The organism is uncultured Nostoc sp., from assembly GCF_937863485.1.
Classification (GTDB): domain Bacteria; phylum Cyanobacteriota; class Cyanobacteriia; order Cyanobacteriales; family Nostocaceae; genus Nostoc.
Map to the genome: position 1 here is coordinate 50,868 of NZ_CALMFY010000104.1, position 24,573 is coordinate 75,440.

Sequence of the window (24,573 nt, forward strand, 5' to 3'; positions counted from 1 at the left end):
AAGAACTATGGAAATTTTTTATCGTAACTAATTACCCGGACATGATATAACCTACCGTTTTCAGACATCTTCTAAGCCTTGCTATGACTAACAGCAAAGCACTAAAAACTGTAGCTGGCGGCTTTTCTCCTAAAACTATGCTCTAAAATTTATGTAACCTAAATTTATTAAAGCTTTAATTTATGCTTCTTACCGAACTCATACCACTGCTTAAAGAATTATCCCATACTGATAAACTCTTGCTAATACATTTCCTGGCAGCCGAATTGTTGAAGGAATCAAGTTTAGTTTCATTGGATGCTCAAGACAAAGTAGTTAGTCAAGGCTTATATAATTCTTTTGAAGCTGCTGCTGTTTTAGCAAAGGCACTAGCAGAAGAACAAGCGGCAACACATGGTTGATAAAGTTAGATTTGCATTTACTGAGGTAAATCCAGAACTCGGTGCATTAAGTAGGCTGCCTTATCTACCGCTAATTCTAACTTATCAGAATCGTTGTGTAAGTGTATCAGGCTTACTAGATACTGGTTCTAGTGTCAACGTATTGCCCTACGAAATCGGATTAAAGCTGGGAGCAGTTTGGGAGCGTCAAAGGCTCTCAGTTCGATTGGGTGGTAATTTGGCTAGGTTTGAGGCGAGAGCATTGGTGTTGATGGCAAATGTTGAGCAATTTCCGACAGTAGAGCTAGCTTTTGCTTGGACAAGAGATAGAAACGCCCCATTGATTTTAGGACACATGAATTTCTTTTTAGCGTTTGATGTGTGCTTCTATCGTTCTGAATTAGCATTTGAAATCAGCCCTAAAATAGTCTGATGGAAATAGTGAAACCCAACATCATATTAGGTCAACGTTGGGTTTCACAGCATTCAACTAGCTTGATTCGGTGGTATTGCTTCCGGTGGTATTTCCGCTGGGGGAGCGAGTACCGCGTCTGGCGCAATTTCTTCTACGGAAATCGGTTGTTTTTCCTCAATTTCAACATTTGCCTGCGCTGCTTCCACCAATTCAGGAGATGGGGGATGTGGTGGAATCGCTTCCGGTATACTCTTGGTTTTTGCTTCGGTGTCGGTAGTAACTGTCTTCTCTGCTGGTTGTTCTGGTATAGAAATAGTTTTGTCGATAATCTCAACAGCAGGTTTCTCTGTCAGTACAGAGGTAATATCTTCAGGTTTGGGGGTTGTGGATGGCTTTTTACTCACAGTCTGTTGCACCTTATCTTTCACGCCACTGAAGGTGCTACCAAGACCTTTTTGCAACTGGCCCAGCCGTTGCTGAAGGGACAAATTATTTACCTGTTCCTGAATACCAGTTTTCACCGTCTCAGGACTGGGTACTTGGGTTTGTTGTGCCTGCGGAGTCAATTGCCGACGTAATGATAGAGTTTGCCAGCCAAACCAGACCAAAAGAGCCACACTAGCCACATGACCCAGCAACAAACCCCCAGTAATGCGTGGTGCAAACACCCATAAGACTAAGGCATAGAATAGTCCTACACCACTCCAGATAAAGTCATTCTTGCGGTGGATTTCTGGGAAAAAGAAAGCTGCTATGTAAATGGCTAAACTACCAAGACCGACCACTAAAGCTAGGACATATGCCAGCATTATTTGGGTACTCCTTACTACGTCCTTTGACTATTTCAATTTTGCAAATTTTGCAAGTTAATTGTTGATTTAGATACAATTTAAAATTAATTATCCGTGTTAGTTGTGGATTTTTGTCGTTTATTCAACTCTTAAGGTCTTCTTTAGGAGAGAACGGAAAATCTCGGACTACGCTTAAAGTAAAAGGATCTGCAAGAGTTAGCCAGAAATTTTTTATGACACTACAAAGCTTTGGTGTGATTGGATTAGCCGTTATGGGTGAGAACATCGCTCTAAACGTGGAGCGCAATGGCTTCCCAATCGCAGTATACAACCGCTCGCGTGATAAAACCGACAAATTCATGGCAGAGCGTGCCCCAGGACGGAACGTTAAAGCCGCCTTTACCCTGGAAGAATTTGTGGCTGCATTGGAACGTCCTCGTAAAATCCTAGTGATGGTGCAAGCTGGTAAGCCAGTAGATGCAGTAATTTCTCAACTCAAACCCTTGTTAGACGAAGGCGATATCATTATCGACGGTGGCAACTCTTGGTTTGAAGATACAGAACGACGCACTCAGGAATTAGAACCCGCTGGACTTCGGTTTATCGGTATGGGTGTTAGTGGTGGTGAAGAAGGTGCGCTAAATGGCCCCTCACTGATGCCTGGAGGTACAGAAAGCTCCTACGAGTATCTCTCACCAATTTTTAATAAAATTGCTGCCCAAGTTGATGATGGCCCTTGCGTAACCTATTGCGGTCCTGGTGGTGCCGGTCACTACGTCAAAATGGTACACAACGGTATCGAGTATGGCGATATGCAGTTAATTGCAGAAGCATACGACTTGCTGAAAAATGTTGCTGGACTAGACCATAATCAGCTACACGAAGTTTTTACCGAATGGAACACCACCGACGAACTCAATTCGTTTTTGATTGAAATTACAGCGAAGATTTTCCCCTACATTGACTCAGAAACAAATCTACCCTTAGTCGATTTGATTGTTGATGCCGCAGGGCAAAAGGGAACTGGACGCTGGACAGTGCAAACTGCAATGGATTTGGGAGTTGCTGTACCAACAATGATTGCAGCGGTGAACGCCCGGATAATGTCTTCTTTCAAAAAAGAGCGGGTAGCAGCATCCAAGATACTCACAGGTCCTTCTGGCAAGTATGAGGGAGATACCAAAGCCTTTATCAATATGGTGCGAGATGCCCTGTATTGCTCGAAAATCTGTTCTTACGCTCAGGGCATGGCATTGTTGGCTACAGCTTCAAAAACCTACAATTTTAACTTGCATTTAGGTGAACTGGCGCGGATTTGGAAGGGTGGCTGTATTATTCGCGCTGGATTTTTGAATAAGATTAAGAACGCATTTAGCGAAAATCCAGCGCCACCTAACCTGTTATTGGCTCCGGAATTCAGGCAGACAATTCTCGACAGACAAACAGCTTGGCGCGAAGTGTTGGCAACAGCAGCAAAACTGGGAATTCCAGTGCCAGCATTCAGTGCATCATTAGATTATTTTGACAGTTATCGACGCGATCGCTTGCCCCAAAACCTCACTCAAGCCCAACGCGACTACTTCGGGGCGCACACCTACGAGCGACTTGATAAGCCTGGAGCCTTCCACACCGAATGGACACCGATTTCTGAAGCATCAGTGCAAACTTCCACACCAAGAGAGCTGCAAGCTACAGAACCAACTACACCTACAACACCTACAACTTCTCCAAAAATTTAGAGAGTTTTAGATTGTAAATTTGAAAGTGGCTCTTTGAGAGTCACTTTTTTTTGTCAATTATCACTGTTAATTATTCATTGTTAAGCTAATGCATATTTAACTTGTATATTTTTCATTTTAGAGAAAAGGCACAATCTTTCTCCCCTGTTCCTCTGCCCCTCTGCTGCCTAAATGTGCTTTCTTAAATGTGTAACAGCTTATGTTCTCCCCCCTACCTTAATATTAAGAGTTGTTATTACCAAGATATTTGGCTTTTAATTCTTCTAATTCTTCATCTATTTTGCTTTTACTATGAGGCTGAGATGTAGGGTTTGGTGGCTGTATTTTATTTGTTTGAGGTTTGTTGCCACCCAAAAATTGGGTTTTCATTTCCTCTAATTCCTGATCAATTTGACTAGGAGATTTTGATACAAAAGCGGGTGGAGAATTTTGTGGTGATTGAGCGATAGGTTTTGCCGCTATCGCTGGCGTGGCTGCTGCTTGCGGCTGGTGATTTAAGTCTTTGAAAACTTCATCTACTGTTTGGTAACGCCGCACTGGAATACTTTCTAGCATCTTGTTGAGAATGCGACTCAACTGATTATTGACGGGAGTTTGCAAGTATTGCTGCCATACCCAAGTATCGTTGTTGGTATCATAGGAATCGAAGGGCGATCGCTTAGTTAATAAATTAATACAAGTAGCACCCAAACTGTAAATATCACTGGCGAAAACAGCCCTACCTCTCATTTGTTCAGGTGCAACATATTCTGGACTACCAATACTAGTACCAGTTTGATTTAAGGCAGTGCCAGTGGCCGATTTAGCAGCACCAAAATCTACTAATACTAGTTTGCGTTGGGCTTCGCCCTTGCCGTAGGCATCGCTTTCGCGGATAATATTTTCTGGCTTAATATCGCGGTGAATTACGTGTCTGGCATGACAAAATTGCAAAACTGACAATAAATCATTTAATAGTTGCCGGATTTGTATTTCATTGAAAGCACCTCTATGTGCCAATTCCTGGGCTAAGTTTTGCCCGTCGATAAATTCTTGGACAAGATACTGCCGATCTTGTTGGGTAAAATATGCTAGTAGTTCGGGAATTTGGGGATGTTTGCCCAATTCATCTAACTGCACCGCTTCTTGGTTAAATAACTCTACAGCTTTTGCAAGAGTGTTAGTGCCTTGGGCTTGGGGATAAAATTGCTTAATCACGCAGCGTGGTTTTGAGGGTTTATCCTCATCCACAGCTAAGAAGGTTTTGCCAAAACCACCTTGTCCGATTGGTTTGATAGCACGGTAACGTTCTTTGAGGAGTAGCTTAGAACCGCAAGTCCGGCAAAACTTCACATTAGCAGGATTTTCCGGCTTGGGACAATGGGGGTTAAGGCAGTAGCTCATACAGGCGATCGCTCTTATATGTCTTTATTTTCTCCTGTCCCTGGCAAAAGGGTGTAATCAACAGATTTTGGATTTTAAATTTTGGATTTTGGATTTGTGTCATCCAGAAGGAGTGAAAGCGCGTAGCGGGATGTTAGTCTGGCATGAGCCAAAAGAATCTAAAATCTAAAATTGGCTCGGTCATTACTCATAATCAAGAGCGTAGGCGCACTGCTAGCTAACTACCCCATACCTTCCATAACTGGATGGAAGTAGAAGGCGAATCCCAACACTGTATAGGCAGCTAATAATAAAGTGCCTTCCAGCCAATTAGATCTACCATCGGAACTAATAGTGTTTGCAATCAACACTGACACAACCACAGCTACTAATTCAAAGGGTTTGAAATCCAAATCCATTGGTTTACCCAATATCCGCCCTGCTATAACTAATACAGGCGCGACAAATAGGGCAATCTGCATACTTGATCCCACAGCTACCGAAAGGGAAAGATCCATCTTATCTTTCATCGCCACTGTGACTGCTGTAGCGTGTTCGGCCGCGTTACCAACGATGGGAACCAAAATTACCCCTGTGAACAGCGCCGTCAAACCTAGCTGAGATGTAGCCACCTCCAGAGAATCCACTAGCATTTCTGACTCAATTGCCACTAGCAAGGTACACACTAGCAGCACGCCAACCCATAATGCCATATTTGGTTTAGCATGAGATATTGATATTTCCTCTGCTTCTGCTTCTGCCTCCGCTAAACCCACATCATATAGATAGGAGTGGGTTTTCATTGAAAATAGCAGCGTTAGGGCATAAACCAGGATTAACACCACAGCAACAGCAATAGAAAGATTTTGCAGTGTTTGTTGGTTAATTCCTTGAGAAGTGTAATTCATCGCCGTTGGCATCAAAATGGCAATTACCGCCAAATTCATTGAAGCAGCATTCACCCGCGCCACAATTGGCTGAAATGTCTGTTCTTTGTAGCGCAGTCCTCCCAAAAGCATGGAAAAACCCATCACCAGTAGTAAGTTGCTAATAATTGATCCCGTGATACTGGCTTTGACTACATCTATTAACCCAGCGTTCAGCGCGATTAGGGCGATGATTAATTCTGTAGCATTGCCAAAGGTGGCGTTTAACAAGCCCCCCAATGATGGCCCCACTACGACAGCAATTTCTTCTGTAGCTGTACCCATCCAAGCTGCTAAGGGCAGAATTGCTAATCCAGCTGTAATGAAAACTATCAATTCTCCCCACTCCAGAAAGTGGGCTGCTAGGGAAACCGGGATAAACAGCAATAAAACCAGAAGAATAATGTTTTTTGTTGACATTTGTTGTCTTGAGTTGAGGGTATCATCCACAGCCAGCAATCCTAAGTTTAAAATTTGGAGTGTTGAATAAAAAATAACTTTCAATTCAGCACTCTCATAGGATACTCTCAACCGTCTGTAGAGCAATTCAGAAATTGTACTGTTTTCAGTTCACTGCTGTGTATGTAAAATAAAATTGCGATTTAAGGAGTTTTTGTCATCTTTTGTTGCAAAAGTATGAATTTGAGCCAAATTATTACACCAGGAATGGGGTTTAATATATTAAAAGACAATTAAAATTTTGATTGGCGCTGAAGAAGAGAAAACCCCTAACTGAGTTTTTGTTCAATGGCTGATTATTTTGAGCCTTCAGGGAAAGGGCTGTCTTACAAAGTTCCTTTATAGTCGGCACCGCCCAACGGACTTTACGCTGTGCGATAACGCAGATTTCCCACTACAATAAGACTGCTTTGTCAAAAATTAGGTTGGATTCCATAGTTGTTGTTTATACCGGATTTTGTGTTCAAACCATTGGAGAAAGGTTTATGCACAAACTTTTCGGTGCAACTGTAAGTTTTTTGTTTTGGATAAATATACATGACTTCTGCTGACCAAATGCCAGCTAGTGGCTCAACGTTAATATTAGATTCAGATCCCAATAACACCAAAGAAACCGATCCCCTGAGAAAGGCCAATGGTGTTTATGTGACGGTGCATGGTCATTTTTACCAGCCACCAAGGGAAAACCCTTATCTGGACGCAATTGAACGCCAACCGAGCGCTGCACCTTTCCATGACTGGAATGAGCGGATTCATTGGGAATGCTATCGCCCGAATGCTTTTGCCAGAGTCTTAAATGACCGAGGCGAAGTGGTAGAGATCGTCAACAATTATGAGTATTTTAGTTTTAATATTGGACCAACGCTGATGTCGTGGCTAGAACGCTACGATGTGGAGGTTTATCAGCGAATTTTAGAGGCGGATGCCAAGAGTAGCCAACGCTTGCATGGTCACGGCAATGCGATCGCGCAAGTATACAATCACATCATCATGCCTCTGGCGAACGAACGCGACAAATATACCCAAATTCGCTGGGGTAAAGAAGACTTCCGCTCCCGTTTTGGACGCGATCCCGAAGGCATGTGGCTAGCAGAAACCGGTGTGGACTATGCCACCTTAGAAGCTCTTGTTGCTGAGGGTATTCGCTTCATTATCCTTGCACCGTCCCAAGCACTACGTTGCCGTCCCCTCCCCACTCAAGATGATCCCAATCCGGAATGGATCGAAGTCGGTGGTAGTCAGATTGATTCCACTCGTCCCTATCGTTGTTATTTGCAGCCCACACTAGGCAGTTCATCTTCAACTCTGAGTACGATCCCCACTAGTCCCAAGGATAGTCGTACAGAAGAATTACCTTATATTGATATCTTTTTCTACGATGGCCCGATATCGCGGGACATGGGTTTTAGTGATGTCGTTTATAATTCGACTCACTTTGCTGGACGTATCGGTTCAGCAGTGCGTGGGGATCATCGGCCAACCCAGTTAATCTCTGTGGCGACGGATGGGGAAACCTTCGGACATCACAAGAAGGGAACTGAGAAAACTTTAGCCTACGCCTTTACCAGAGAGTTTCCTCAACAGAGTTGGACGGTGACAAACTTCGCCCACTACCTGAGCTTAAATTCTCCCAGTTGGGAAGTGGAATTGAAGTCAGTCACGGCTTGGAGTTGCGCCCACGGTGTCGGCAGATGGGAAGATGACTGTGGTTGCGGTGGAGAAGGCAGCGTTTGGCATCAGAAATGGCGTCGTCCCTTGCGGAATGCTCTAAATTGGCTGCGGGATCAGCTAATTGAGGTGTATGAGGAACATGGGAGGCAGTTATTTCGTGATCCCTGGCAGGCACGAGATGAATATATCCAAGTGATGCGCGATCGCTCTGCTGGCAATGTCAACCGTTTCCTCTCCCGTCATCAAACCCACAAACTAACAGCAGCCGAACAAGTAGACGCCCTGCGCCTGTTAGAAATGCAGCGTCACGCTTTGTTAATGTTCACTAGTTGCGGCTGGTTTTTTGAAGAAATTTCCCGTCCAGAGGGGACGCAAATTTTGCGCTACGCCGCCCGGGCTTTGGAATTGGCGGGGGATGTGGCTGGTGTGCAGTTGGAAAAAGGCTTCGTTAAACGTCTTGGTTTAGCCCCCAGTAATGTGGATGACTTCAAACACGGTGGGGAAATTTATCGGCAACTGGTGTTAACTGCCCAGCTTGGCTTTAAGCAAGTAGCAGCCCATTACGCGATTACTTCCCTATTTAGCAATCACAAACTAGTAGAGACGCGCAATTCTCTGCCGAGAAAAGATGCTGCGGACAAACAGTCTCAGCGTTACCACAAAAAAGTTTATTGCTATGCTGCCAATGAGTTGGATTACCAACTGCAACGCATGGGATCGCTAACTCTGGCTGTGGGAAATTTAAAGCTGGTATCAGAGATTACTTGGGAAAGTGAGCATTTGGTATTTGCAGTTCTGCATTTAGGAGGGTGGGATTTCCACTGCTGCATTCAACAATTTACCGGGCGGCGTGACTACAGCCAAATCAAAGAAAAGCTGTTTGGGGCACTGCAACAAGCTAGTGCGGCTCATACTATCTTGGTGATGACACAGCTATTTGGAAAAATGGCTTTCAGCTTACAAAATCTATTTGCTGAAGAACGCCACCGGATTATGCAGTTGCTTAGTCAGGAAACACTGACACGTTTAGGACAATTGTATACCCAAGCCTACCGTGATAATTATGGGGTGCTGATGGCGTTTCATCGAGATGAAATAGCAGTACCGCAAGAATTGCAGGTAGCAGCAGATATTGCTTTAGGGCATCGCTGTCTGATCACATTGCGATGGCTTGAGCAAGATATCGCTGATCCCCAAAAGAGTTGGAATCACATATTAGAATTGGAGGCGATCGCTACTGAAGCAAAACATCTGCGTTGTCGGCTGAATATTCCCGACGGTAAGCAGATGTTAGAACAGTTAATTGCGCGATCGCTTTGGCAATTGTTGCATGATGCCAATGGTAGTTTTAATGCAGATATCCAACTATTGGAGCGATTGATTGATGTCGGGGATCAATTAAATATCGATATTTCTCTACAGCGCTCGCAAGAGCTATATTTTAGTTGTCTGCACAGTCAGATAGCGCCGGTGTGTGTCATTAGCCTTGAGAATGAAGGAGATAATCAGTGTCTTCAATTGCTCAACTTGGGCAAAAAGTTAGCCGTTGATGTCAGCATGATCTCAAATCAGTTAGGATAAAAATCTCACACACAGAGAAGGGGATAATCCCCTTTTCTTTTTAACTTCTTTTACTTAACCTGGGGGCGATCGCAATGGTATGGATAAAGCCACTCACACTTGAAGAGTCCGTGGGTATGTTTCTCAAAAAAGGTTCCTGCATGGCGTCCAGGTGATATATCGATCCCAGCTTTCGTTTTAATCTCATATAGCCAAGGAAAGGCTACTACTAAAACAGCTATGACAGCGAAGAGGTAGAGAATCGTAGTTCTAATATTGAGGAATCTTAAGGAATTGCTATTGTGATTTTGAGGCATAGATAATCAGAAACTAATAGCCCATCTGATCCTAACTTAAAGCTGAAAATATCGCCGGAAGCGGGGATCAATGTTGTCTGTTTTCTGCTGATTGCAGGTAAGACAGAGAGTTTGGAGATTGCTGATATCGTTTTGACCACCACGGGCAAGGGGAATGATATGGTCAATACTCAGGTTAGTTTCTCCAGTAGTTTTACCGCAGCTTTGGCATTGGTATTTGTCACGTTGAAAGACATATTTCTTTACTTCCAGTGGGATACGAATGCGGGGAGTTTTGCTCATTTCCTTAGTTGCGAAGAAATCCTTCCAAGCTGGGTACATCTACCCAACTTGCTTTTGTATGAGATTCATGGGATAAATCCATCAACAACTGAGAATAAATTCCTTCTCGCAGCGATGGTGTAATTTCCTGATTGCGGTCAATTCCTTGCACCCATTGGTCTACTACGCGGATAAATGCAGAAATGCGCCCATCAGCATGATTTTTAGGAAAAATTAACCGATTCGGTATTTCTATTTCCGTTAGAGGTTTACCTGGCTGGGAACCCCAAACACGAAAGCCATGTATATAATCTTTTTGATTTTCACTGCCCACAATTAATGTACCGCGATCGCCATATACTTCTATCCAATGGGTTCTTGGTGCATGAACAACCGCACTGATCGAAAGTTGGCAAGGTGTGCCATTTGCTAATTCCAGCGTTAATATACAGTTGTCATCTGTATTGACTGGCTTAGATTCCCCACTAACAGGGTCAATTCGTGTGGGAATAGCAGTAGTTAAATGGGCGTTTAATCTCCGGACTGGCCCGAATAACCAGTGAATGTAATCGAAAGCGTGAGAACCCAAAGACCCTAATGCACCACCTCCTTTATCTTTTTCAGAATACCAATTCCAAGGGCGTGAAGTATCAGCACGAGAAGAACCTAACCAATCAATTTTAATTAAGCGCAACTTACCCACATAGTTTTCTGACAATAGTTCAGCAAATAACTGCCATGCAGGTACAAAGCGAAATTCAAAGTCTACAGTTGCAATGACGCTTTTTTCTCTAGCTAACTGATAAAGTTCTTTAGCTTCAACTGCATTTAAGGTTGTCGGTTTTTCTAGTAATAAATGTTTCCCAGCTTGCAGTACAGCTTTTGCCATTTCATAGTGCAAAAATGGCGGCGTAGAGATGCTGACTGCTTGCACTTTTGGCAATGCCACAATATCTGTAAGTGAATCGTAAGCGTGAGGAATATTATGGGATTCTGCTATCGCTTTGGCTTTATTTATATCTCGGTGATAAACAGCAACTACCTCAGTTTGAGGATGTGCTTTGAATCCAGGGATGTGGACTTTTTGACCAAATCCAGTGCCTGCGATCGCAATCCCAATCACATCATCCTTTACTCGCATACTTCTACAAGTTACTATTTACCTAATAATATCATTTTATCTATCATATCTAATATATCCGAGTCTTTCCTTGGATCAAACTTCCTAGCAAATAATTTTTCTGATTGCCTGATTTTTTCAAAATCCTTTTTCTCTAAAATTATTGGATGATAGGCATTAATGTCGCCACCCCAATCTATATATTTCAGATTATCGTTAACTACCTTATCTTTAAAAGGTGAATTTAAGATAAGTGTCTGAAAAAATATCTCATCTGTACAATAAGTGTAATTAAAACGTTTAACAAACTTAGGATTTTGCTTGACAAAAATATTTATCCATTTTATACATTCTCCTGTTAAACACCAAAATTGAGAACCTCCATAAATAGCAAAGCCTTCAGGAAGTTTGCGTTTTTTAACTAAAGGCAAAATTAAAAATGAATATAATAAAGATACAATAGGAGATTTAAATTCACGCTTTTCAGGAATACAAAAATATTGATCATTCCAAAATATGTGCCAATATTCTATTCTTATTAAACCGCCTTCTTTCCATTGACTATCAGGTAGGGGGAAATATTCTATAAATTCTTTGCCTTGATTTTCTTCAAGAAATCTCTTGATATATGCATTTGTTTTTATCAAATAGTCTTGACCTGATAAAAATATAACATAATCAAATTCCAGCCCGGTTTTCCCTATTAGATTTATTGCTTCTAAAGTAGCTTTTACCAGATTAAAACTTCCCCAGTGGGAATTATATCTCTTGACAAAAAATACATTGGATAATTTATTTAATTGATTAAATATCTGAGAATATATTGTCTTATCTGTTTTTTTATCTATATGGATAAAAAATGAAACATCATCTGTATTCAATTTAAAAATAAGCCGTGCCAATTGTTCAGGATAATTATGTGCTAAAATTATATATGCTATTCTCATAAAAATTATCTTGGTAGAGAAACAAATTTGTTTCTTTTGTTACCCTCATCCTATAGGATTTAATTTAAGCTTCATTACGAAATGATGAAAACTTAAAAAAGAACCAGATATAAAGGCAAACTTTAAGATTGTATCATGCTAACCAGAGTTCGATATAATAAGTTATTGAAAGGCTTTAAAGCAATTTATACATAAAGTTATTTTACGGCGGTTATAGTGATATCTTCGTTATTGGGAAAGGGCTGTAAATCTTCAGTGAGTAGTCGGAGTTTAAAACCACACGGAATGGCTGCACCTACAGTGAGGTTACGTAACTCAAAGCGCCACGTCTGGTTCGCCTTGTGGTATAATTAGCAATTCGTAGATTTGACCGAACTTTAAATTTTGGATAATCGAAAAGAAGATTCTTGCGTTCCATTATTTAATGCATGTTTGAGACCTACGAATTTAAACGCAAGAAGAATTCCTGGAGTTTAGACTAGTTGACAAGATAAAATAGCCTCTGGTTGCATTTGATCAACACCCAGCACCCTAGCCGCACTCAGTAGTAAAGTTGTACAATCTCCTGTAATTGCGGTTCAAGTTGAGCGATCGCCACTACTAAAATTTTGTTAATCTCTGTTTACTGAGAGATTCTACTTCGTTCTTCTTGGGCTACAATTTTATCGATTAGGGATTGTTGTTGACTTCCGGTAAGATTGTCAAGCCACTCCCACGAATCATTAGACATCTGGTGAAATTAAATATGCGTTATCCAGAACCCTTGTAGCGACGCAAATTTCGCGTCTCTACATTCTTTTTCACCAGATGTCTATTGCCATCTTTGGGGTATTGAGAGACTTCGGGGTAAAATAATCATACTTGCGTAGATATTTAGCAGAATTTAGCAGCTATTTTTACACTTCTTGAGATGTTCCTGATGCCTCCTCCTTCAGAACTATAAGACTTACGCACAATAGATTCGCTCTATGTCGTAAACTTAATAACACTAACAGATTTTCAATATGCGAGTTCAAATAACTGTAGTTGCGATCGCGGTAATGTTAGTGGGTGGGAAAAATCCAGAAGCCCTTGCAGACTCGCAATCTTCTACTCAGGATGGGGCTAGTGGTATTGTGACGCCGGAAGCTACGATCCATATAGAGGGAGGGTATGCCAAATATGGTAATTATATAGGAGCGACTTCAGGAGATAGCCAAGCGCTGGAATTTTCCCAAAAAGTTGTCAAAAACATCCAGATTCGTTTTATTAATCACAAAAATGAGTCACTCGATGACAAAGGTCAGTCAATTAAAGGGCGGACTCAGACAGATTTTATCATAGGTCTGCTCAGACTCAAACCCGGTCAGGTATTCCGTGAGGATTTGCTTCAAGCAGACTTGCAACGATTGAGGAGATTAGAGTCATTTAATCAAGTAGATGTTGATCGAGAAGAAGATGCCTCCAGTGTTAATATCATTTATAAAATCAAAGAGCGTCGCTTCCCTTCTCTAATCTTAGGAGGCGGTAGTAACGATGATGTTGGGCTATACGGTCGGGTAGGTTATAAAGATGCAAATATCAGCGGTCTTAACGATAAATTAGATACAACTGTGCAGTTTAGCACTAAAGATGTCCAGTTTAATAGTCAGTTCATTAGTCGTTATCGTCCTGAAGAACCAAACCGCTTAGGCTATAGCATTAGAAGTTTTCGTAGTCGAAATGTATCGGGAACTTTCAACGAAGATATCAGATTGGCTAACGGCAACAAAGTGCGGGAGGGAAGGTTTGGCGCTTCTGTGGGACTCTTACGCTCTTTCGATGACTGGGATACATCTGTGGCTCTCAACTATACCAGGATTAGCCTCCGCGATCAAGAGTATAACGTTGCACAGGTCGATAGATTAGGGAGTCCCCTATCTGTCAGCGGTACTGGCATTGATGACCTATTTACAGTATCATTTGCTGTATCCAGAGATCAACGCGATCGCCGAGACAATCCGACTCAAGGATCAATCCTCACCCTCAGTACAGAACAGGCGATTCCCATTGGACTGGGTAATATTTCCAGCAACCGCCTACGGGGAGACTATATTCAATATTTACCAGTCAGTTGGATAGGTAATGGTAGACCAACCGACAATCCAGAAATGTTGGCTATTAATTTACAAATTGGCACAACTTTTGGAGACTTTCCACCAGCTGATGCTTTTAATATTGGTGGGCTAAATTCTGTTAGAGGTTATGGTTATGGTAAAGTTGCCAGTGGTCGGAGTTATGGTTTAGCTTCTGTGGAATATCGTTTCCCAATTTTTCAGTCAATAGGAGGAATTCTCTTTAGTGACTTAGCCTCAGATTTCGGGTCTAGCGAAACCGTGCTAGGAGAACCAGGAGTGCTGCGAGACAAACCTGGAAGTGGCTTTGGCTACGGCTTAGGATTGAGACTGAAGTCATCCTTTGGGCTGATTCGAGGCGACTTAGGAATTAGCGACCAAGGAGAAGTTAGATTTGAAGTTACTACAGGTCAGCGATTTTAATCCCAACTGTGATTACTTTGCGTTTCTTTGCGTTAACCGATACTTTTTTGCTATCATTCATTAACAAATACACTGAGTATATCGAAACTCAAGAAACTTTATCAGACACTATTAAATATTTATCAGAAAATATTTCGCTTAAAACAAAGGAGCATTTGATGTCAAATTATTATTTCAAATTTTAGTAAGGGCAGCAAGTTCGGGATATGCAATTTGCGACACGCTACAAGCCATTTGTCCAACATAACTGGTAATCAGCTTTTGCTTTATGCCAGATTCATGCCACTTTATGCGTTATGTCAGAAGTCAATTTTGCTGTAAAGTATGCCAGGAACCGGACTTGAACCGGTGACACGAGGATTTTCAGTCCTCTGCTCTACCAACTGAGCTATCCCGGCTGGGGCTTTTGTGACCCACGATTAATAAATGTAGCAAACATCAAAGAAAATAGCAAGTCTTTGGAGAAAAATATTTATGCAGCTTTCAATCTCAACTTGAACCAGATCAAAACGGCTACAAATAGCAGAAACGGGCCAGAAACAAGGCTGAAAATATCTGCGACAATGATGCCAGCAATGCTGCTGATGGAACCAACTATCACCGACATGACTAAAAAGCAGCTAAAGTGGTGACTCATCAGTTGCGATCGCAATGGCGATTTACGATATAAATATCATGAGAAACTTGCAATACGTCCAACCCTCCTCCCGCCTTAATTCATTTAGCAAAGCGTAAAAATCTGCTGAACCTTGCACATCAACACTAGCAAACCCTTCATCTAGTACCAACAGTTTCTAAGGCATTACCAAACAATAAGCCAATAAAACCCGCTTAAGTTCACCACCGCTAAGAGTACCAATAGCTTGATGCTGTAAATTATAAGCATCGGTTTGCCGTAAAGCTTCTACTTCTATTCCACCAGTTTCCAGAGAATCCAAAGGACGCAAAGTTAACTTCAAGTCTTTGGAAAGGCTGGTTAAATTTGTTATCTACTCCTGGTTCACTAAATAAAGCTTTAACTTTGTACTTTTTCACAGCATTGACTGCATTTTACACATCTGTTGGTGAAAGTTGATCTTCGGGAATTTGCACCACAGCAACTTGCTTGAGGTTATAGCGTTTAACTAAATATGGAAACGCATCATCAAAGATAATAGCGGATTGCCTTTTTCTAAATTTTACAATATAATGATTCTCATTCTTAAAATCGTCAGAGAATATCATTCTGGGTTTCCTGTGCAATGAATAACAACAAAACTTTTTCAGACGGTACAGCCCTCTGCAATTTAGTTTTCCCTGGATAATTAGGATTTCTTGACTTTTTTGTTAAAAAGTTTGCTTACTTCTGATAAGATTATTGACAAATATTCTCATAAAATACACGTTTAAAAAATGTGGTTTGGGTGTGAATTGGAGATCAATGTGAGGAGAAAAATGCAAAAATTCTGTAAATATCTGCTAGTTAGTCCAGCAATCTGCGGTGTAATGCTATTTGTGAATACTGCTACATTTGCAGGTGAAACATCTGGCACGTCTGAAATCAATCAAGCACAAGTTTTAGCTAATCCAGACACAAGAGCTACGAACACAGCGCCAGATCAAACAATGGCGCAAGTTACCTCCGTGTCTCAATTTTCCGATGTACAACCTACTGATTGGGCATTCCAAGCATTGCAGTCTTTGGTTGAGCGCTATGGCTGTATTGCCGGATACCCAAATAGCACTTATCGTGGTAATCGGGCATTAACGCGATATGAGTTTGCTGCTGGTTTGAATGCTTGTCTTGACCGCGTTAACGAACTTATTGCTACAGCCACTGGCAATTTAGTTAACAAACAAGATTTAGCCACATTACAAAAGCTGCAAGAAGATTTTTCAGCAGAACTTGCGACACTCCGAGGTCGTGTAGATGCAGTAGAAGCACGCAGTGCTGAATTGGAGGCGAATCGGTTTTCAACCACAACCAAACTACAGGGAGAAGTTATCGCAGTCGCCAGCGATGTTTTGTCAGGAAATACAGTCAACGGTGCGGAAATTACAGATAAGAATACAACTTTAGGGTTACGGGCGCGGATAGAATTGGTGACCAGCTTCACAGGGAAAGATACGCTGTTCACCAGAATCCAGGCTGATAATATTCTCAGCCCTAACATTGGTACACCAGAGGGTAACTTATTCTTTGCTGGTGATGGTACCACTAATGCTTTTATAGATGCCTTGTATTACAAATTCCCTCTGGGTGAAAGAACAGAGGTTACTGCTCTTGCCAACGCAGCAGCAGCAGATGATATTACCAGTACTGTCAATCTCTTTGACGGTGATGGCTCCTTTGGTGCTTTGTCCACCTTTGGTACACGCAACCCAATTTATGGCCAGATAAATGGCGCGGGGTTGGCAATAACGCACGAGTTCAGTGATAAATTGGCACTGAGTCTAGGGTATTTGAGTGGTACAGCTAATGACCCTACACTCAATAATGGTTTATTTAATGGTTCTTACGGGGCGTTGGCGCAGCTGACGGTTAAACCAAATGATCGCATTTCTTTTGGTTTAACTTACATCAATTCCTATAATCAGCCACTACTCACGGGTAGCAATGCAGCAACTCTCGCGCCCTTGGATTTAGATGGCGATGGTGCGCTAGATTCCCGATTTTCCAGTAATTCTTACGGTGTCGAAGCATCTATCGGCATCACTGATAACATCGTCTTAGGTGGTTGGGCTGGATACACCAACAGCCGCACATTAAATGGGAATCGTGGAGATGTTGACATTTGGAACTATGCCGTCACTCTCGGCTTTCCCGACCTCGGTAAACAAGGTAACTTAGCAGGTATCATAGCTGGTGTAGAGCCTAGAGTGACAAGTTCTAACGTCCCAGGACTAGATAGAGATGCGGATACATCCTATCATCTAGAGGCGTTCTACCAGTATAAGCTGACTGACAATATCACCATTACCCCAGGAGTCATCTGGTTAACATCCCCAGATCATAACAATGACAACGATGATGTTGTGATTGGCGCACTGAGAACCACATTCAGTTTCTAATTTTTACAATCTTGCCTGAAGACGCAAATTTATTCTTTGCATCTTCCCTTTTTTAGATGATTTCAAAATAAAAACCCAGCATTTTTGCTGGGTTTTATATCTTAAAACGAGAATGACATTGTTAGTTTTTCAAACAGTGTAAATAGATGATTTTAAACCCTAGGTTTTATATCTTAAAAAGAGAACGACATTGTTAGTTTTTCAAACAGTGTAAATAGATGATTTTAAACCAACTTTGATTTACGTTTCACAAATGAACCAGCACTCATAACACCGAACGCTAGCAAGCCCAATGTTGTAGTAGGTTCAGGCACACTAGCTAGTCTGTAGCTATGGTTATCACTTTCAAATGCAATACCAGTTGAGCTTAAAACTATTTTATCAAAAGTCTCTCCCGGATCTGCGAAGAAATCAACGAAAAGATTGTCTTGAGGAATAGTCTGATTACCGGTAGGAGGAGTAGAAACATCGCTTCCAGTAAAGGTTCTCAACAGAGTACTGCCGTTAAAAAATGCGATCGAATTATACGTGTCAACTGAACCCCAGTGCAAGCCAAAGTAATTAAGTGCTTTATTAAAATTAATCGTCACAGGACCAGTGTTACCTTGAACGTTGGAGTCTAGGGGAGAAATAGTTAAATATGGACTTTTATCACCAGCCGGTGCAGCATATTGACCAGGTTGATCCCCTTGGACAATTGCATTAGGTGTAGAGTAAGTAGCAACTCCGTTTGGATCGTTTATCCCGTTATTGAAGTCGATCGTTGTAGCTCCAGGAACAGTAGAGAATATCCCATTTGGAGTAGGAGTTGTGCTTCCTTTACTCAGGGTTATAGCGTTAGCTGGGTTAGCACTCATCAAAACAACCGCTGTTCCAACTAAGGCTAATGATAGTTTTTGTACAGTAGACATTGATTTAGTCCCTTAAATATTTGATACCCATACCTTGGCATATCATCCGAGTATTTGTGTAGTAGGCAAGAATCATTTTTACCAAAACTATTTATTGAGCCAATAAATCTGAAGATAGCAAAAAGCTATTCAAAATATAGGATGTGAAGATAATTGCAAACTAAAATATCTTATATATATATACGTAGATGAATATTAAACCTGTATTATTATTTGAGCTAACATCTGGAACTCTACCGTCACACTGGCTTTCCCAAATCTTGGTAAAAAAGGTAACATTGCAGGCATTATTGTGGGTATGGAACCTAAAGTTACCAGTGTGAGCAATTCTCTCAGGAATGCAGGTATTAACAAAGATCCAGACACTTCATATCACATTGAAGATTTCTATCAATATAAGCTGAGTGACAATATCAGCATTATCCCAGGAGTTATCTGGCTAATAGCGCCAGATCATAACAATCAAAACGATGATATCGTCATTGGTATAGTCAGAACCACATTCATTTTCTAATTCAGGACTTACGCACGGGTTATGAAAGAACGAACCACAGAGACACAGAGTACACGGAGGAATGAGAGTTTGAGAGGTTTTTTGCGTAAGTCGTATAATTTTAAAAATTTCCAAATAAGATGCAAATTTATCTTTTACGTCTTTTGTTTTTTGTGTGATCTCAAAAATAAAACCTAGCAAAAATGCTGGGCTTGATATTTAAAAACAATATAGAAATTCCAGGGCTATTTCATTCTCATTTAGCCCATGACCAGAAGGAAAGGTAATAGTCTTACACTTTTTTAGTGTGGTTCTAAATGGGGAAAGTCCCTGAAGCCGTTATGTTTGTATAGCAAATTCTTCTGGTTCTATTCCCCAATTTACCCAGCAAATTGCCTCACGCGCTGAGTTCATATTCGGTGGAACACGCAAGGCGTGAATAAAGCTTGTGCTAGGGCAAGTCATTTTTAATAAATAAATCGGCTCGATATCCACATTATTATCAATTTTTAATAGTGTATATTCTTGCCAATTATCTAATTCAATAGCTTGTAGTTCTTGGCAAATTCGAGCGTAACCAATACCCTGAATTAACACTCGGCGTAGTTCGGCGTTTTCCTCTGATAAAAGCCATTCAGCTTGCCATTGTTCAGGTTGGATTTTCCCGTATTTTTCAGGTAAGGTTACACCGTGGTAGGAGTAAAAGCTATATCCATCGGTAAATTCAATCGCGGGTTCACCTTCAGCGTGGAGGCGATTTTGATTGTCAAAGCGCAGATGAAGGGGGCGATCGCATACTATACAAATTTTTTCAAATGTAAAAATCCAACCACAATCCTTAATTATCGCCTGAAATAAATTCCATTTTCTTGAGTTATGAGTACAATTTAACACTGAAATACAAAAATCCTTATCAATTCCATTAAGAAGGATTTTTGTAGGGGAAATACAGCAATCTATTAATGATGCGACATCTTGCTCTGTATCATCTAATTCATTTATGAAAGGTATACCTAAGTACAATGAATCTTGCCTTAATAAAATATGAGCATCGCTAGAAAATTCTGCACTTAATTTATTAATAATTTCTATATGTAGCTGTTGATATATCTCACGCAAACCAAAAATTAACTTCCATAATCCCTGATATAACTTATATTCCAATTTGCTCTCCAAGTCACCATTAATGGCAGCCCAAGCAGCATAGGGACTATCAAAAAATAAAATCTCAGGCTCAGATAATCCCACAAATACATAAGCAGCTTTTACCACCTCGGCCGCTTTTGCACGATCAATTCGCTCAGTTGAAAGCGCGATCGCTCTCCACTTTTCCCGATAAACTGGAATCAAAACCTCTTGCTCAGGCGTTAACTTTTCAATCAGCGACATATCGCCAACCTTCAGGCTCGTATTCCCGCTGAATTTTCACCATCCAATCACCTTGGGGAATAGAAATAGCTTTATGCTCCTCATGAGCTAGCAATGCCGACTCTGAAAACACACGCAAATAGAGTGTGCTATCTTTTTCGTATAATTCTGCCTTTCCCTCAGTAATGCGATGTTTATGCCCGGTAACTTCGCCTTCTGCCAAAGTTAAGTGAGGTATTTTTTGTCCTTCAATTTGCTGCACAGGCAGTAAGATTACATCACCTTGACGAATCGGTTGCATGGTTTTGCTTTCCTGACATGGGCACAAACCCCACTTCGCTTTTGCTCTCAAGTTTGGTTTAATTTTGGCACAAGCTTTATGAAAGTGGGCATTGGGCATTAAAAAAATTTTCTCTAGTCCCCAGTCCCCAGTCCCCTCATTGACAAAAGATATCGTCGTATTACACTTCTTGCGGGGTATTTTGAAAACTGTAGTCGCCAATTATGCGTTAGATAAGTTAAAGATTGAAATAGCTGGAAATTCACACCCAGCGTTACCCTCCCCTATCCTCTGAGAAAGACTGGGCCCTAAGTTCAGCGCATTTTCTCCCAAGCAGGCAGTTTATGTGAGGATTAAATCACCGCCCTAAGCGCGACCTTTTATCTTGACAATTTGCAAAAATTACCTCAATTTGACTGTTTAGCTTAGCAGCTATTCTTTTTATTGAAATTTCCATGTCAACTCTCGTCATCGTCGAATCTCCAACCAAAGCTCGTACCATTCGCAACTACCTGCCATCAGGCTATCGGGTGGAGGCGTCTATGGGTCATGTGCGTGACCTCCCCCAGTCGGCTAGTGAAATTCCCGCTGCCGTCAAAGGGGAAACATGGGCGCAGCTAGGGGTAAATGTGGACGCCGACTTTGAACCGGTATATGTTGTCCCGAAAGACAAAAAGAAAATTGTCACCCAGCTCAAAGAAGCCCTCAAAGATGTAGATGAACTGATTCTGGCAACGGACGAAGACCGGGAAGGTGAAAGCATTAGTTGGCATTTATACCAATTGCTCAAGCCGAAAGTTCCGACTAAGCGGATGGTGTTTCACGAAATTACCCAAGACGCGATCAAAAAAGCTCTGAAAAACTGCCGCAATATCGATGAGCAGTTGGTTCGCGCCCAAGAAACGCGGCGGATTTTGGATCGACTGGTGGGCTATACCTTGTCTCCACTCCTATGGAAAAAAATCGCCTGGGGATTATCTGCTGGGCGAGTGCAATCTGTAGCCGTGCGACTTTTAGTGACTAGAGAACGCCAACGCCGTGCTTTCCATGAAGGTACGTACTGGGATTTGAAAGCCAGTTTGTCAAAGGAAAAAACCCCCTTTGGTGCCCAGTTGGTCACATTGGCAGGAAGTAAAATAGCTAACGGCAGCGATTTTGACGCAACGACTGGACAAATTACCGCAGGTCGCAATGTCTTGTTGCTAAACGTTGACCAAGCGGTAGCCCTCAAGGAACGCCTGACTGGGAAAACCTGGAATGTTGCCGACATCGAAGAACGCCCAGTGACGCGCAAACCGTCGCCACCGTTCACCACCTCAACGCTGCAACAAGAATCTAACCGGAAACTGCGCCTCTCAGCCCGTGACACGATGCGGGTTGCCCAGAATTTATACGAGCAAGGGTATATTACCTATATGCGGACAGATTCAGTGCATTTGTCAGATCAGGCGATCGCAGCTGCTCGGAGTTGTGTAGAAAAGCTTTACGGTCAACAATACCTCAGTCCCCAACCTCGGCAATACACTACCAAATCCAAAGGCGCACAAGAGGCGCACGAAGCAATTCGTCCAGCAGGTAGCACCTTCCGCACCCCCCAAGAAACTGCTTTGGGCGGTCGAGAACTTGCCGTTTATGATTTGATTTGGAAGCGGACTGTCGCCTGTCAAATGGCTGATTCCCGCCAAACTCAAATTACCGTGCAATTGCAAGTTGAGGACGCTGGATTCCGTTCTTCTGGCAAACGGATTGAATTTCCTGGATACTTACGTGCCTACGTCGAAGGTTCAGACGATCCAGAAGCAGCACTGGAAGACCAGGAAGTAATTTTGCCGAATCTGAAAGTGGGAGATCATCCGAATTGTACAGATTTAGAAGCAGTTGGTCATGAAACCCAACCACCAGCTAGGTACACCGAAGCTACTTTGGTAAAAACCTTGGAAAGCGAAGGTATCGGTCGTCCCAGTACCTATGCCAGCATCATTGGCACGATTATCGACAAGGGTTATGCCCAATTGGTGAGTAACGCTCTCATTCCTACCTTCACCGCTTTCGCTGTCACCGACTTGCTGGAAAAACATTTCCCGGACATCGTTGATCCCAGTTTTACCTCGAAAATGGAGCAAACCCTTGATGACATTGCCACAGGTGAAGCGAAATGGCTACCCTACTTGCAGCAATTCTATCTGGGAGAAAAAGGGCTGGAAACCCTGGTAAAAGAACGGGAAAGTCAAATTGATGCCACCAAAGCTAGGACTGTAGAACTGGAGAATCTAGATGCCAAAGTCCGCATTGGTAAATATGGCCCCTACATTGAAGTCGGAAATGGTGAGGGGGTTATCACCGCCTCAATTCCCAAAGACCTGACACCAGCAGACCTCGACCCCAAACAGGTAGAAGTATTGCTGCGTCAAAAAACTACAGGCCCTGACCAGGTAGGTCGGCATCCCGAAACTGGCGAACCGATTTATGTGAAAATTGGTGCTTATGGACCTTATGTCCAATTGGGTGATAAAACCGACGAAAACCCCAAACCGAAACAAGCCTCCCTACTTAAAGGTGTCACCCCGGAAACCGTTACCCTGGAAATGGCTGTTGGTCTGTTGGCATTACCCCGGACATTGGGAGTTCATCCAGTCACTGGCGGCAAAATCCAAGCAAGTTTGGGACGCTTTGGCCCTTATGTCGTTCATGACCAGGGTAAAGAGGGGAAAGACTACCGCTCCCTGAAAGCTACTGATCATGTATTGACAATTAACCTAGAACGTGCATTAGAATTATTATCCGAACCAAAAAAGGGGCGCAGTTCTACCAACAGCAAGTCCAAGGCAGCCTTACGCGAATTGGGTACACATCCAGAGGATGGGGAAACAATTAACATCTACGATGGCCCCTATGGCCCTTACATCAAGCATGGCAAAACTAATGTGAGTATCCCAGAAGGTCAATCGGTAGAAGATGTAACCCTGGCTGCGGCGCTGAACTTATTGGCAGCTAAGGCATCGACAGCGAAATCGACTCGCAAAACGAGTAAATCAACGAGTTCCAAATCTAAGTCAACTGCTAAGTCATCACCGGCTGCTGCGAAAAAAAAGGGTACAGAAGGTTAATTGCAAGTCAAGAGTCCAAAGTCCGATCCTTAATTCTTAAACTCTTGACCCTTAATATCCATCCTTAATAGGATGCAGTTCGGTAGGTGCAAATGTGATACTCTAAAAAGTAAGGGAAAACACAACGCCAAATTTTAGAAGTGGCTTATGTCCCAAATACGGGATTGTGGATCAGCCCGGTTGGAAGCCAGAGGTGCGAAAATATGTCATTTTCTGCGTACCTGTTAATCAAAAATTGAGGTAGTATCTCAGGAGCGGTCAGTTCATGGACTATATAGAAAAGGTAGTGGAAAAGCTTAAGGAATTAGCGCGTAGGCTAATTGAGAGCCTGTTAGGACCAGAGGCTGAACCGGAACCGGAACTGATTCCGATTCCTGTGAACGATCGCTCGCGTCGTCGCCACTAGCCCGAAAGTGCTGAACTCGACTTTACAACCGTTAAGCATTCTGGCACTGCACGGGCCAAACTTGAATTTGCTAGGACAGCGAGAACCAGGAATTTATGGTTCTTTGACACTAGCTCAAATTAACTGCCTGTTAGAAGAAGAAGGATTCAAGTTACAGGCGAAAGTTTTTCCTGTGCAGTCAAATCATGAAGGAATTTTGGTAGATACTATTCATGGGGCATTAGGACAACATCAGGGAATTTTGATTAATGCAGGGGCATATACCCATACAAGTGTGGCATTGCGAGATGCGATCGCTGCTGTTAATTTACCCACAGTAGAAGTACATCTGAGTAATATTTACCGCCGGGAAGATTTTCGCCATCATTCATACATCGCTCCAGTAGCAATCGGGCAAATAAGTGGTTTTGGCGGACAAAGTTACTTGTTAGGCTTACAAGCTTTGGTGAATTTTTTAAGAAAAGATTAAGGATGAATCAGTTATAAGTAGCTA

19 protein-coding genes, 1 tRNA gene and 5 pseudogenes are annotated in these 24,573 nt (G+C 42.2%); 11 read left to right on the forward strand and 14 right to left on the reverse strand.

Annotated elements, in window-relative coordinates; genetic code table 11:
- Positions 1-182 precede the first annotated feature (182 nt).
- Both Q0541_RS14020 and Q0541_RS14025 read left to right on the forward strand, forming a co-directional pair.
- Positions 183-401 (forward strand): hypothetical protein, encoded by a 219-nt coding sequence (locus Q0541_RS14020; protein WP_298911267.1) that lies wholly within the window; start codon positions 183-185, stop codon positions 399-401.
- Complete coding sequence (locus tag Q0541_RS14025) at positions 394-813, forward strand: hypothetical protein (RefSeq protein WP_298911268.1); 420 nt, start codon at positions 394-396, stop codon at positions 811-813. The genes Q0541_RS14020 and Q0541_RS14025 overlap by 8 nt, the downstream gene beginning before the upstream one ends.
- A gap of 53 nt (positions 814-866) precedes the next feature.
- Here Q0541_RS14025 and Q0541_RS14030 read toward each other — a convergent pair whose 3' ends face one another.
- Positions 867-1,604 carry a Ycf66 family protein gene (locus tag Q0541_RS14030; RefSeq protein WP_298911270.1) on the reverse strand — a complete coding sequence of 246 codons (738 nt, stop codon included), beginning with the start codon at positions 1,602-1,604 and terminating at the stop codon, positions 867-869.
- A 215-nt stretch (positions 1,605-1,819) separates the two neighbouring features.
- Here Q0541_RS14030 and gndA point away from each other — a divergent pair.
- Positions 1,820-3,241 (forward strand): annotated as a pseudogene (gene gndA, locus Q0541_RS14035) (NADP-dependent phosphogluconate dehydrogenase); the annotation flags it as partial.
- Positions 3,242-3,547: 306 nt separating this feature from the next.
- Here the strand turns inward: gndA and Q0541_RS14040 are convergent.
- Complete coding sequence (locus tag Q0541_RS14040) at positions 3,548-4,708, reverse strand: serine/threonine-protein kinase (protein WP_298911272.1); 1,161 nt, start codon at positions 4,706-4,708, stop codon at positions 3,548-3,550.
- A gap of 221 nt (positions 4,709-4,929) precedes the next feature.
- A complete protein-coding gene (gene cax, locus Q0541_RS14045; protein ID WP_298911339.1) occupies positions 4,930-6,063 on the reverse strand; it encodes a calcium/proton exchanger in 1,134 nt (377 codons plus the stop codon).
- A gap of 546 nt (positions 6,064-6,609) precedes the next feature.
- Between cax and Q0541_RS14050 the strand changes: the two genes are divergently transcribed.
- Positions 6,610-9,324 carry a DUF3536 domain-containing protein gene (locus Q0541_RS14050; RefSeq protein WP_298911274.1) on the forward strand — a complete coding sequence of 905 codons (2,715 nt, stop codon included), beginning with the start codon at positions 6,610-6,612 and terminating at the stop codon, positions 9,322-9,324.
- A 50-nt stretch (positions 9,325-9,374) separates the two neighbouring features.
- On the opposite strand, the gene Q0541_RS14055 is transcribed toward Q0541_RS14050, so the two are convergent.
- From Q0541_RS14055 to Q0541_RS14075, 5 genes and pseudogenes are all read right to left on the reverse strand, one after another.
- Positions 9,375-9,620, reverse strand: a complete 246-nt coding sequence (locus tag Q0541_RS14055; protein ID WP_298911276.1) for a hypothetical protein — start codon at positions 9,618-9,620, stop codon at positions 9,375-9,377.
- Positions 9,621-9,656: 36 nt separating this feature from the next.
- Positions 9,657-9,902 carry an HNH endonuclease gene (locus Q0541_RS14060; RefSeq protein WP_273767688.1) on the reverse strand — a complete coding sequence of 82 codons (246 nt, stop codon included), beginning with the start codon at positions 9,900-9,902 and terminating at the stop codon, positions 9,657-9,659.
- 4 nt (positions 9,903-9,906) lie between these two features.
- Positions 9,907-11,022, reverse strand: coding sequence for a Gfo/Idh/MocA family oxidoreductase (locus tag Q0541_RS14065; RefSeq protein ID WP_298911279.1), 1,116 nt, complete (start codon positions 11,020-11,022; stop codon positions 9,907-9,909).
- A gap of 14 nt (positions 11,023-11,036) precedes the next feature.
- On the reverse strand, positions 11,037-11,948 hold the full coding sequence (locus Q0541_RS14070) for a beta-1,6-N-acetylglucosaminyltransferase (RefSeq protein ID WP_298911281.1): 912 nt from the start codon (positions 11,946-11,948) through the stop codon (positions 11,037-11,039).
- Between the two features lie 200 nt (positions 11,949-12,148).
- Positions 12,149-12,320 (reverse strand): annotated as a pseudogene (locus Q0541_RS14075) (DUF1822 family protein); the annotation flags it as partial.
- Between the two features lie 632 nt (positions 12,321-12,952).
- Here Q0541_RS14075 and Q0541_RS14080 point away from each other — a divergent pair.
- Complete coding sequence (locus tag Q0541_RS14080) at positions 12,953-14,464, forward strand: BamA/TamA family outer membrane protein (RefSeq protein WP_298911282.1); 1,512 nt, start codon at positions 12,953-12,955, stop codon at positions 14,462-14,464.
- Between the two features lie 325 nt (positions 14,465-14,789).
- Here Q0541_RS14080 and Q0541_RS14085 read toward each other — a convergent pair.
- A tRNA-Phe gene (locus tag Q0541_RS14085) sits at positions 14,790-14,862 on the reverse strand.
- Between the two features lie 60 nt (positions 14,863-14,922).
- Here Q0541_RS14085 and Q0541_RS34450 point away from each other — a divergent pair.
- A complete protein-coding gene (locus Q0541_RS34450; RefSeq protein WP_366941873.1) occupies positions 14,923-15,096 on the forward strand; it encodes a hypothetical protein in 174 nt (57 codons plus the stop codon).
- Between the two features lie 10 nt (positions 15,097-15,106).
- Here Q0541_RS34450 and Q0541_RS14095 read toward each other — a convergent pair.
- Together Q0541_RS14095 and Q0541_RS14100 are read right to left on the reverse strand one after the other, a co-directional pair.
- A pseudogene (locus tag Q0541_RS14095) lies at positions 15,107-15,366 on the reverse strand (ATP-binding cassette domain-containing protein); the annotation flags it as partial.
- Between the two features lie 15 nt (positions 15,367-15,381).
- Positions 15,382-15,607, reverse strand: a pseudogene (locus tag Q0541_RS14100) (zinc ABC transporter substrate-binding protein); the annotation flags it as partial.
- 291 nt (positions 15,608-15,898) lie between these two features.
- Between Q0541_RS14100 and Q0541_RS14105 the strand changes: the two are divergent.
- Entirely contained in the window at positions 15,899-17,515 is a 1,617-nt protein-coding gene (locus tag Q0541_RS14105) for an iron uptake porin (RefSeq protein WP_298911284.1), read from the forward strand.
- A 224-nt stretch (positions 17,516-17,739) separates the two neighbouring features.
- Here Q0541_RS14105 and Q0541_RS14110 read toward each other — a convergent pair whose 3' ends face one another.
- Complete coding sequence (locus Q0541_RS14110; RefSeq protein ID WP_298911286.1) at positions 17,740-18,426, reverse strand: PEP-CTERM sorting domain-containing protein; 687 nt, start codon at positions 18,424-18,426, stop codon at positions 17,740-17,742.
- A 220-nt stretch (positions 18,427-18,646) separates the two neighbouring features.
- Between Q0541_RS14110 and Q0541_RS14115 the strand changes: the two are divergent.
- Positions 18,647-18,940, forward strand: a pseudogene (locus tag Q0541_RS14115) (iron uptake porin); the annotation flags it as partial.
- Between the two features lie 318 nt (positions 18,941-19,258).
- On the opposite strand, the gene Q0541_RS14120 reads toward Q0541_RS14115, so the two are convergent.
- A complete protein-coding gene (locus Q0541_RS14120) occupies positions 19,259-20,308 on the reverse strand; it encodes a DUF6745 domain-containing protein (protein ID WP_298911288.1) in 1,050 nt (349 codons plus the stop codon).
- Positions 20,295-20,687: a hypothetical protein gene (locus Q0541_RS14125; protein WP_298911290.1), complete on the reverse strand. Its 393-nt coding sequence runs from the start codon at positions 20,685-20,687 to the stop codon at positions 20,295-20,297. Before Q0541_RS14125 ends, Q0541_RS14120 begins: the two co-directional genes overlap by 14 nt.
- A gap of 335 nt (positions 20,688-21,022) precedes the next feature.
- Here Q0541_RS14125 and topA point away from each other — a divergent pair, with 335 nt between their 5' ends.
- The 3 genes from topA to aroQ all read left to right on the forward strand — a co-directional run bounded on the left by topA (position 21,023) and on the right by aroQ (position 24,549).
- Positions 21,023-23,674 carry a type I DNA topoisomerase gene (topA, locus tag Q0541_RS14130; RefSeq protein WP_298911292.1) on the forward strand — a complete coding sequence of 884 codons (2,652 nt, stop codon included), beginning with the start codon at positions 21,023-21,025 and terminating at the stop codon, positions 23,672-23,674.
- Between the two features lie 265 nt (positions 23,675-23,939).
- Positions 23,940-24,080, forward strand: a complete 141-nt coding sequence (locus Q0541_RS14135) for a hypothetical protein (protein ID WP_273767644.1) — start codon at positions 23,940-23,942, stop codon at positions 24,078-24,080.
- 7 nt (positions 24,081-24,087) lie between these two features.
- Positions 24,088-24,549, forward strand: coding sequence for a type II 3-dehydroquinate dehydratase (gene aroQ, locus Q0541_RS14140; RefSeq protein ID WP_298911295.1), 462 nt, complete (start codon positions 24,088-24,090; stop codon positions 24,547-24,549).
- Positions 24,550-24,573: the final 24 nt, after the last annotated feature.